This is a genomic window from Mesorhizobium sp. M6A.T.Ce.TU.002.03.1.1, from assembly GCF_003997275.1.
Lineage (GTDB): Bacteria > Pseudomonadota > Alphaproteobacteria > Rhizobiales > Rhizobiaceae > Mesorhizobium > Mesorhizobium mediterraneum.
This window is the reverse complement of sequence record NZ_RZTI01000080.1, coordinates 18072-27300: the sequence shown is the minus strand read 5'-3', so window position 1 is coordinate 27300 and position 9229 is coordinate 18072. Positions and strand designations below refer to the sequence as shown.

Annotated in this window: 8 protein-coding genes; 4 read left to right on the top strand and 4 right to left on the bottom strand. The window is 65.3% G+C overall.

Translation table 11 applies throughout. The annotated features are described in order from the left end of the window. The 4 genes from EOC93_RS21795 to EOC93_RS21780 all read right to left on the bottom strand — a co-directional run. On the bottom strand, positions 1-920 hold a 920-nt coding region (locus EOC93_RS21795; protein ID WP_245461508.1), incomplete at its 3' end, for a gamma-glutamyltransferase. Between the two features lie 179 nt (positions 921-1099). Further along, complete coding sequence (locus EOC93_RS21790) at positions 1100-1954, bottom strand: TIGR01459 family HAD-type hydrolase (protein ID WP_095488213.1); 855 nt, start codon at positions 1952-1954, stop codon at positions 1100-1102. After that, a complete protein-coding gene (locus tag EOC93_RS21785; RefSeq protein ID WP_095488465.1) occupies positions 1951-3237 on the bottom strand; it encodes an FGGY-family carbohydrate kinase in 1287 nt (428 codons plus the stop codon). Before EOC93_RS21785 ends, EOC93_RS21790 begins: the two co-directional genes overlap by 4 nt. A 1-nt stretch (position 3238) precedes the next feature. After that, entirely contained in the window at positions 3239-4282 is a 1044-nt protein-coding gene (locus tag EOC93_RS21780) for a class II aldolase/adducin family protein (RefSeq protein ID WP_095488211.1), read from the bottom strand. Positions 4283-4480: 198 nt separating this feature from the next. On the opposite strand from EOC93_RS21780, the gene EOC93_RS21775 reads away from it, so the two are divergent. The 4 genes from EOC93_RS21775 to EOC93_RS21760 are packed head-to-tail and all read left to right on the top strand — an operon-like array spanning position 4481 to position 9175. Continuing rightward, on the top strand, positions 4481-5263 hold the full coding sequence (locus tag EOC93_RS21775) for a DeoR/GlpR family DNA-binding transcription regulator (protein WP_095488209.1): 783 nt from the start codon (positions 4481-4483) through the stop codon (positions 5261-5263). Further along, positions 5260-6639 (top strand): FGGY-family carbohydrate kinase, encoded by a 1380-nt coding sequence (locus EOC93_RS21770; RefSeq protein WP_095488207.1) that lies wholly within the window; start codon positions 5260-5262, stop codon positions 6637-6639. Before EOC93_RS21775 ends, EOC93_RS21770 begins: the two co-directional genes overlap by 4 nt. After that, positions 6636-8180 carry a sugar ABC transporter ATP-binding protein gene (locus EOC93_RS21765; RefSeq protein WP_127205655.1) on the top strand — a complete coding sequence of 515 codons (1545 nt, stop codon included), beginning with the start codon at positions 6636-6638 and terminating at the stop codon, positions 8178-8180. Before EOC93_RS21770 ends, EOC93_RS21765 begins: the two co-directional genes overlap by 4 nt. Continuing rightward, positions 8177-9175, top strand: coding sequence for a ribose ABC transporter permease (locus tag EOC93_RS21760; protein WP_095488204.1), 999 nt, complete (start codon positions 8177-8179; stop codon positions 9173-9175). Before EOC93_RS21765 ends, EOC93_RS21760 begins: the two co-directional genes overlap by 4 nt. Positions 9176-9229: the final 54 nt, after the last annotated feature.

Genomic DNA, 9229 nt, shown 5'->3' with positions numbered 1-9229 from the left:
GCATGGGATCTGGACAACAACTGCTGCACGGGGACATGGACCTGGTTCTGGTCGCCGATGAAATTGTCGCGGTCCTGATAGGCAAGCCGCCCCGCCTCGATCTCGAGGTGAAAGCGCTCGGCGCCGTTCGGTTCCAGCGAGCCGAGCGAAAAGCCCGACAGCACATTCAGCATGATCAGTGCCGTCAGCCCCTGGTTGTTCGGCGGCATCTGATGGATATCGTAGCCCCGGTAGGACGTGCCGACCGGCCTGACATAGTCGCCCTTCGTGGCCGCAAAATCGTCGAGCGCATGCAGCCCACCGAGAGCACGCAGACGCGACACCAAGTCGTCGGCAACCTCGCCTTCATAGAAGCCGGCACGACCGCGGCGCGACACGATGCGTAAGGTGTCGGCCAGTTGCGGCTGTCGGTGCAGCTCGCCGGCCAGCGGCGCCTTTCCATCCGGCAGAAAAATCCGCGCGGCATGTTCGTCGGCGGCCAGCAAGGCAGCACTGTCAGCCCAGTCGAAGGCGACGCGGTCTTGGACGACATAGCCCTGCTCGGCGTAACGTATGGCGGGCGCCAGCGCGGCGTCGATGCCCTTTCTGCCGTGATCCTCGAGCAGCCGGCACCAGGCGTCGATGGCCCCCGGCACGGTAACCGCGTGCGGACCTGATTCAGGCAGTGCGTCATGCCCCCTGTCCAGATACCACTCAGCCGTCGCTGCTGCAGGTGCGCGGCCCGAGCCGTTGAAGGCCAGGACCTCGCCTTGGCCGTTGGGGCAGTAAAGGACGAAACAGTCGCCGCCGATACCGGTCGATTGCGGCTCGACGACTGCCTGCACCGCAGCCGCGCACACGGCTGCGTCCATTGCGTTGCCGCCGGACCGCAGCATCTCGACCGCCGCCAGCGTCGCCAACGGGTGTGATGTCGCGGCCATCGCTTCTGTCGCACGAACCGGCGACCGCCCAGGGAGTTGAAAATCACGCATGCAGGATCAATAGCCTCCGACCAACCAGATGTGAACTGGCAACGGCAGCCAAAGAGCTACGCCACCGAAAGCACCACGACCGACATTACAATCACCGGGCAGCGCTCAACCCTGGGAGATCACCGAGCTCAATCCGCAAACTTGAAAAGATCTGTCGTGTAATCCGGGTATGCGTTCAGCCCATCGAAAAGATCGGCCAGGTCAGGGGTGTCTGCCAATATTCCGGACAAGACCAGCGCAGTCGCCACGCCGGCGCCAATTCCACCGGCGATATCGTGTTCGACGCTGTCGCCGACACAGACCACGGTGCTGCGGTCCGGGTTGCCCGCCAGCGCCAGCGCTGCATCGAAGATCGGCGTGTAGGGCTTGCCGATACGGGTGACGCTGCCGCCGAGGCTCTCGTAGAGATCCGCAAGCTGACCGGCGCCAAAACGAGGCCCCACTGCCGTCAGCATGATTTTGTCGGGGTTGGTGCAGAAGCATGGCACCTGCCGCATTGCTGCCGGTTCAAAAAGTCTGCGATAATGCTCGAGATCGTAGCGATCGCCCTCGCTGGCGGCGATCAGCACCAGCTCGGCATCGTCGCCGTCGCTGGTCAACGCGAAAGACAGACCTTCAATCGCCGAGCGGTCGCCTTCCCTGCTGATCAGCAGGCACTTGGTGTTTGGGCGCAGCTTTCCGGATTTCGCCATTTCGTGAAAAGATCGCCACGCGATCTCGCCGGAAGAGACAAATTGATCCCAGCTTCCTGGTTCGAAGCCGAGCTTCAGCAAGCGGGCCTCGTTGGGCCGTGCCCGCCTGCCGGAGTTCGAGACCAGCACAATCGTCCTGCCTGCGCGCTTCAGCGCCGACAATGCCTCCACGGCGCCCGGATAAGGATTGGTGCCATCGTGCAGCACGCCGAACTGATCGAGCAGGAACACCTGATAGCGCTCAACCAGCGCGCCGATGCCGTCTAGATGCTCAACTGTTTTCGTGCTCACAAAAGCCCCGCTTCGATTGCGCCCATCAGCGCCAGCCGCGCCGTGCCGGCGGCCGCCTCGTCCGAAAGCGCCGGCAGGAAACCGACGCCCAGCTTGCGCTGCCGGATCGCGGTCCAGGCAGGATTTGCCGCACCGCCGCCGACGCTTCTGACCGACGTCAGTCGCGGGGCGCCGAGCTCGGCAAGCCGGCGATAGCCGAGCGCCTCGATCCCGGCAATGCCCTCCAACATCGCTTTCAGATAGTCGGCGTCGTCCGCAGGCCGCGGCGTCAGATGTGGCGGCAGAGCAGGATCGGCGATCGGAAAGCGTTCGCCGACCGCCGGAAGCGGATAATAGTTGAGGCCCGTCTCCGTCGTGGGGTCGATCGCCGCACTCAGCTCGATGATGCGCGCGAGGGGAAAATGCTGCGCCAGCACCTTGCCCCCCGAATTCGACGCACCACCCGCCAGATAGGCATCTCCCAACCGGTGACTATAGATGCCGAACTGCGGCGCCGAGATCGGTCGGTCGGAGAGGATCTTGATGGTCAGCGAGGACCCCAGCGCGGTGACGCCGTCGCCAACTGCCGCAGCACCCGTCGCCAGGAACGACGCGCAGCCATCCGTCGTCCCGGCGACCACGGCGACGTCACGCTCCAGGCCGAACAGGTCCGCAGCGCTCGCGGCGAGCGTTCCGACCACATCGCCCGGTTTGATGACATCGGGAAGGAATTCCATGCGCATGCCGGTTGCCGCGATCCAGTCCGGCCAGCGGCGGCCCTCGACGTCGTAGCCGGTTTTCAGGGCATTGTTCTCGTCGCTGATATCGAAGCGGTCGGAGAACTGCCCCGCGATCCAGTCGGCCTGATGCAGCACCGCGGCGACGCCAGGCAGGCGCTGGAACGACAGCGCCTTGGCGAGACCGGACGTTGGCCCAAGTGCTGCGCTCGTTGCCGGCGCCTCGCGCGCGATCACGGCGAGGATCGCGTCGTCGTCGACTTTGTCGTTGTACATCAGCGGCTCGACCAGCGGCCGCCCGGCGCCGTCGACCGGCAGCAACGTGCCCGAAGTGCCGTCGACGGCAATCGACCGGACCGCCGCGCGATCGATGCCTGAAAGCAGTTCCGTCAGCGCCGCGCCGACCGCTGACCACCACACCGAGGGGTCGCGGGCATCCTGGCCAAATCTGTCGAGTGGAACGGCGGAACGCGCGGCAATCGAAAAGTCCGGGCGCATGGCGACGGCGCGCGCACCTGATGTGCCGATGTCGACGCCGATCGAAAGCTGGTCGATTGAACGCGCCATGTCAGCCGCCGGCGGCATTGAGTTTCTGGCGATACTGCTCGGCGTCCCAGTTGATCAGCTCGTCGTTCTCGGCGGCGGTCAGATAGTTCAGCTTCGCCACGACGTCGACCCGCGCCGTCACGTCGGCGAGGCAGCGTTGCATGGCATCGGCGCCGGCACCGGCGTCGCCGCGCATCAGCACGCCAAGCCCGGGAAACAGGATTGCCGCGGGTGCCGCGCCGCACCGTTCGGTGACACACTTCACATCCTCGCCGGATCTCGCCACGACTGAACCCTGGCCGAGAAAGATGACATGATCGGGATAGAGGCTGCCTCCCGACGCCATGCGGCAGCTTTCCGGATCGATCGCGGCCGCATGCGCTTCGATATCCGCCGGCAACCTGTAACCGGTGCGTCCGATGAGCGCGGTCAATGCCGCTACGTTGGGCTCCACCACCTCGCGCGGTGGCCGCGCCAGCAGCCCTGTGACGCGACGCAGCAGTGCCTCGGCGTCAGCGACGGTCTCGGCAGCGACGACCAGCCCGTGATTGCCAAGGATCAGCACATCGACGCCTGGCCGAAGGCGCTCGGCAATGCCCTGGGCAAGCGGCAGGCCCGGTCGGCGATAGGCAACATACGCCCATTCGAGCCCATCGAGGCGCTTGGCGAGCTGAGCCTCGCAGTCGGCCTGCACGGCAAGCGAAATGGTTTCGACGCAGTGGACATGCAGAACGACGCGCTGCGGCATCAGCGCATGAACCGTGGTCTCGATCGAGGGACGCAGCTTGCGGGCATTGAGCGCCTCGATGGCGAACGCCTGCGGCTGATCGGCGGCCGGGTCGCGCTGTTCGACAGCCTTAAGCAGCGGCGCGATCGCCACCGGCACCATGATGTCCTCGGCGAGCGCATTCTTCAACCAGGTGCCGGAAGCCTTGATCCAGAGCGTGTCGCCGGCCTTCAGCGAAGTGTTGCCGCCCGCGGCCTGGGTCAAATGCGGGTCGCGCCCGATGCTGGCCGAAAGCGACCGCAGAGCAGCCAATTCCTGCGCATCCGCATAGTTTGCCATCGAATTCCTCCACAAACCGGCCGCGTGGCCACGGCTTTGGATGTCCCGCTGCCGGGATATGGTTGACGTTGGTATCGCAGATGCGAGTAAGTTACGTCAATAGTGATCTTATCTCGTCAAATCGAGCTTGCAATCCGATGTGTGTTGAGTAAGTTGCACCAATTGCCGTGGCAAAATGGCATTTTCGGGAGGTATCCGTTGAGCGACTCCGGCCGCCAGCGTCAGATCGTCGAGTTGTTGCGGGATCGCCCCTTCGCCTCGGTGCGCGAGCTGCAGGAGCGGCTCGGCGTGTCGGCTGCGACGGTGCGGCGCGACATCGACAAGATCGATGAGGCCGGTGAAGCACGGAAGGTTTATGGCGGCATCTCGGCGCTCGATGGCGCTTCTCAAGCCGGCGTCGCCTATGCCAGACCCTATGACGAAAACCGCGATCTCGCGGTCGAGGCCAAGCGGCAGATCGCCGCTCTCGCGGCGACCATGGTGCGCGATGGCGATGCCGTCATCGTGCATGGCGGTTCGACCTGTTTCCATCTCGGCGCCAAGCTCGCCGACCGCAACATCCGGCTCTACACCAACTCCATGCCCCTCATCGCCTATTTGAGCGACCACGGCCATTGCAGCTTAACCATTGCCGGCGGCGAACTGCACCGTGAGCCTGGCATCATCCATTCGCTCACCCAAGCCGTGCCGTTCTATGCGTCGAAGTTTTTTCTCGGCGCGCAAGGCATCGGCCAGGAGGGCCTGCTGGAATCGCATCCGCTGCTGGTCCGCTCCATCGTCGAACTCAGCCTATGCGCCGACCAGATCGTGGTGCTGGCCGACAGCCGCAAACTGTCGATCCACGCGCGCAACGTCGCGCTGCCCTTGTCCCGCATCGGCACTCTGGTCACCGATGAAGACCTGTCCGACGCTGACGCGCGCATGCTGGAAGACGCCGGCGTCATGGTGCGGATCGCCTCTGCCTCGGGAGCCATCCAATGAAGGTGGCTGTCCTCGACTTCGGCAAGACCAACTCGAAGCTGTTCGTCTTCGATCAGGACGGGCGGATCCTCGACGAGCGTCGGACCCAGCCGAACTGGACACGCAAAGGCGGCTTCAGCGTGCTCGACGAGCCAGCGCTTCACGATTGGGCGGCTCGCGCCGTCGACGACGCGGTCGACAATCATGGCATAGAGGGCTTGATGGTTTCGGGCCATGGCTGCACCTTTGCGTTGGTCGACGATGCGGCGCTGACGCATCCGATCCTCGACTACGAGCAGGAGCCGCCGGCCGAGATTGCCGCGCAGATCGATCGCCGCATTCCGGATTTTGCCGAGACCTTCTCGCCGCATCTGCCGCTCGGCTTCAACTATGGTCGCCACATGCTGTGGCTGAAGGCGGTGCAACCCGGCGCGTTCGCTGCGGCAAAGTCGATCCTCGGCTATCCGCAGTACTGGAGCTGGCGCTTTGGCGGCCGGGCGGCCTCGGAAGTGTCGTATCTGGGCTGTCACTCGCATCTGTGGGCGCCGCGCAAGCGCGATTTCTCCTCGCTGGTCGACGCAGAGGGATGGCGCGGCAAGATGCCCGCCTTCGAGCGTGCCGGCGCGGTCATCGGCGAGCAGCGCTTCGGCGATAAGGCGCGGCCGATCGCCATCCACAACGGTGTCCATGACAGCAATGCGGCGCTCTATGCCTATCGCCGGCAGGAGCTTGGCCCGGTCACTGTCGTCTCGACCGGCACCTGGGTCGTCGTGCTCAACCCGGACTGCCCGCTCGACGCGCTCGATCGCGACCGCGACATGCTGGTCAATGTCGATGTCGACGGTGGCCCGGTGCCGACCGTCCGCTTCATGGGCGGGCGCGAATTCGCTGTCATCAGCGAGGGCTGGCAAGGCGCAATCGATCGCTCCTCGGTACAGCAGGTGATCGACGCCGGCATCATGGCGCTGCCCAGCTTCGCGCCAGGTGGGCCGATGCCTGGCCATCCCGGCGAACTGGTCGGGCGCACACCCAACGCGGAGGAGCGCGCGGCCGTGGCGCTGCTCTATGTCGCGCTAATGGTCGATCTGTGTCTCGACCTGATCCATTCGAACAACACCGTGATCGTCGATGGCGGGCTGAACAGTGGTGGCCTGCTCGCCAGCCTGCTGGCGCAGCTGCGTCCCGGCCAGGCCTTCATGCAGGGCGCCACGCTGGAGGGCAGCGCCACCGGAGCGGCGGCTCTTGCGTTCGAGAGTGTTGGACGCGAGTTCGCCGCCGAGGCGCCGGAGCCTGTCCGTGCATCAAGCTTCGCCGGGCTTGCCGGCTATCGCGACAGCTGGCGTAGTCTCGCCACCGACCGAGGCGTCGCTGATGCTGCAGCGGGAGGTGCACGATGACCGCCGCGGCCCGGATCGAAACAGTGAGCCAGCCGGTGCTGGAGATGCGGCATATCTCGAAGACGTTCGGTCCGATCCGCGCCTTGCAGGATGTGTCGCTAACCGCTCACGCCGGCGAACTGCACGCGCTGATGGGCGAAAACGGCGCCGGCAAGTCGACGCTGATGAAGGTGCTATCCGGCGCCTACCGGCCGGACCCCGGCGGCGATATCTTGATCGACGGCGCGCCGGTCGCCACCGGCGACCCGATCAAGGCACGCGCCAACGGCATTGCCGTCATCTATCAGGAGCTGTCGCTGGCGCCCAACCTGACGGTCGCGCAGAACATCTTCCTTGGCAACGAGCCGAGACGGTTCGGCATCGTCGACCGCGACCAGTGCAATCGGCGCGCCAAGGAAATCATCGCGCGGCTCGGCGTCTCCTTCTCGGCGCGCGCGCTTGTCTCCAGCCTGTCGCTCGGCAAGCGCCAGATGGTCGAGATCGCCCGCGCGCTGTCGACCAGCGCGCGCATCATCGTCATGGACGAGCCGACCACCTCGCTGACCTCGCGCGAGACGGACAGGCTGTTCGAGGTCATTGCAACGCTGAAGTCGCAAGGCATCGCCATCATCTACATCAGCCACCGCATGGAAGAGGTCTACCAGCTTGCCGACCGCGTCAGCGTGCTGCGCGACAGCGGCTATGTCGGCACGCTCGATCGCGCCGATCTGAACGCCTCGCGCCTCGTCTCGATGATGGTTGGCCGCGACCTATCCGCCTTCTACAAGAAGGATCACCGCCCGCCGGACAGCAAGCGCGCGATCGCGCTATCAGTGCAGGGCATGTCGGACGGCAATCTTTTGAAGGACTGTTCCTTCGACCTGCACAAGGGCGAGGTGCTGGCGCTGGCGGGCCTGGTCGGCTCGGGCCGCACCGAGCTCGCGCGGCTGATCTTCGGCGCCGATAAGCACACATCAGGCACGCTGGAGCTCGACGGAAAACCGATAGCCATCGGCTCGCCGCGCGAGGCGCTGGATGCCGGCATTGCCTATCTCACCGAAGACCGCAAGGAGCTCGGCCTGTTCCTAGACATGTCGATTTCCGACAATATCAGCATGGGCGTGCTCGCAAGGGACGCGCGGGCCGGAGGCTTGCGCGACTTCGCGACGGCCGAGAGGCGCGCTGCCAAGGCCGTTTCCGACCTGTCCATCCGCACCCGGTCGGTGCAGGCCAATGCCGGCTCGCTGTCGGGCGGAAACCAGCAGAAGGTGCTGCTGGCCCGCCTGCTCGAGACCGAGCCGCGGGTCCTCGTCCTCGACGAGCCGACCCGCGGCGTCGATGTCGGGGCGAAGTCGGAAATCTACCGGCTGATCGACGATCTCGCCAAGAAGGGCATCGCCATCCTGATGATCTCCAGCGAACTGCCGGAGGTGATCGGCGTCGCCGACCGCGTGCTGGTGATGCGCGACGGCACCATCGCTGGCGAGGTGACGTCATCCGAAGGCCAGCCGCTCAGTCAGGAAGCAATCATGGAACTTGCAACGGGAGCGGCCAAGCGATGACCGACAAGGCAACCGAGATGAGCGCTGGCGACCAGGCTGTCGGCAGGAGCCGGCGGCTACGCACCGCCTTCGCCGCCCTTGGCATGCTGCCGGTTCTGATCCTTTTGGCGGCCGGCTTCCAGTTCATGAACCCGCGCTTCCTCACCGAGACCAACCTGCTGATCGTCACCCAGCAGTCGTCGATCAACATCGTGCTTGCGGCCGGCATGACCTTCGTTATCCTGACCGGCGGCATCGACCTGTCCGTCGGCGCCATCCTTGCCGCCTCGGCGATGGTGGCGGTGATGGTGTCGCTGGTGCCGGAATGGGGCATGCTCGGCGTGCCGGCGGCCATTCTGGTCGGCCTCGGCTTCGGCGTCATCAACGGGCTGCTCGTCGCCTACATCAAGCTGCCGCCCTTTATCGTCACGCTGGGTTCGCTGACAGCCGTGCGCGGCGTCGCCCGCCTGCTCGGCCAGGACACCACGGTGTTCAACTCGGACCTGCCGTTCGACTTCATCGGCAACGGTTCGCTGTTCGGCATCCCCTGGCTCGTCATCATCGCTCTGTCGGTCGTGGTGCTGTCCTGGCTGGTGCTCAAGCGCACCGTGCTCGGCACCTGGATCTATGCCGTCGGCGGCAATGCCGAGGCCGCCCGCCTCACCGGCATCAAGGTGCCGCTCGTGCTGCTCTTCGTCTATGGCGTGTCCGGTCTCCTGGCCGGCCTTGGCGGCGCCATGTCGGCGGCCCGGCTCTACGCGGCCAATGGGCTGCAGCTTGGGCAGTCGTACGAACTCGACGCCATCGCCGCGGTCATTCTCGGCGGCACCAGCTTCGTCGGCGGCGTCGGCTCGATCTGGGGCACGCTGATCGGCGGCCTGATCATCGCGGTGCTCTCCAACGGGCTCATCTTGGCCGGTGTTTCGGACATCTGGCAGTACATCATCAAGGGATTGGTCATCATCGTGGCGGTCGCCCTCGACCGCTACAGGCTCCAGGCAGGAGCAAGAACGTGATTGACCTTAGTCGCCGGCGTCAACGACCGGTTTCATGTAACGCACCGTGAGAGG

Coding starts and splice junctions, on each gene's coding strand:
- EOC93_RS21785 (WP_095488465.1), bottom strand. CDS start 3,237: ATGGCGCGTTCAATCGACCAGCTTTCGATCGGCGTCGACATCGGCACA.
- EOC93_RS21780 (WP_095488211.1), bottom strand. CDS start 4,282: ATGGCAAACTATGCGGATGCGCAGGAATTGGCTGCTCTGCGGTCGCTT.
- EOC93_RS21770 (WP_095488207.1), top strand. CDS start 5,260: ATGAAGGTGGCTGTCCTCGACTTCGGCAAGACCAACTCGAAGCTGTTC.
- EOC93_RS21765 (WP_127205655.1), top strand. CDS start 6,636: ATGACCGCCGCGGCCCGGATCGAAACAGTGAGCCAGCCGGTGCTGGAG.
- EOC93_RS21760 (WP_095488204.1), top strand. CDS start 8,177: ATGACCGACAAGGCAACCGAGATGAGCGCTGGCGACCAGGCTGTCGGC.